General features: G+C 66.8%; 1 protein-coding gene. It reads left to right on the top strand.

The window, feature by feature from the left end; translation table 11 throughout:
* Positions 1-512 (top strand): TIGR01620 family protein (locus BN1120_RS07945; RefSeq protein WP_042015531.1); only part of this gene is annotated, 512 nt, incomplete at both ends.

The following is a 512-nucleotide window of genomic DNA, read 5'->3' as shown; positions in this document are numbered from 1 at the left end:
CCGCCGGGGTGGCGGGGAGCGAATGGCTGCGGCTGCGCACCTTGAAGCGGCGCCAGGATGTGCGCTCAAGAGCCGAGGATCTGCTGGCCCATCAGGGGGTGGGTCAGGGGCAGGCCTTCTGCGAGGCCCTGGCCGAGAAGAGCGGTGACAAGGGGCGGGAAGGGTATCGCACCTGGCTATCCCAGCTTGACGAGAGCCACAACGATCGGGAAGTGCTGACCCTCTACAGCCAGCTGGTGCTCACCGAGCGGGACAAGCTGGCCCAGGCCCGCGTCGCCAAATGGTCGGGGGAGGCCGCCGTGCTGGTGGCCCTGAGCCCGCTCGCCACCGTCGACATGATGCTGATGCTCTGGCGCAACCTGCGGATGATCGAGGACATCGCCGATGTCTATGCCATCGAGCTCGGCTACTGGAGCCGCATCCGCCTCATTCGCCAGGTGTTTCGCAACATGCTCTATGCGGGGGCCACCGAGCTGGTGACCGAGGTAGGGATGGATCTGCTGGGGGCCGAG

Source organism: Aeromonas caviae (assembly GCF_000819785.1).
GTDB lineage: Bacteria > Pseudomonadota > Gammaproteobacteria > Enterobacterales > Aeromonadaceae > Aeromonas > Aeromonas caviae.
Note: the sequence above shows the minus strand (reverse complement) of the source record. Positions and strands in the feature narration are given on the sequence as shown.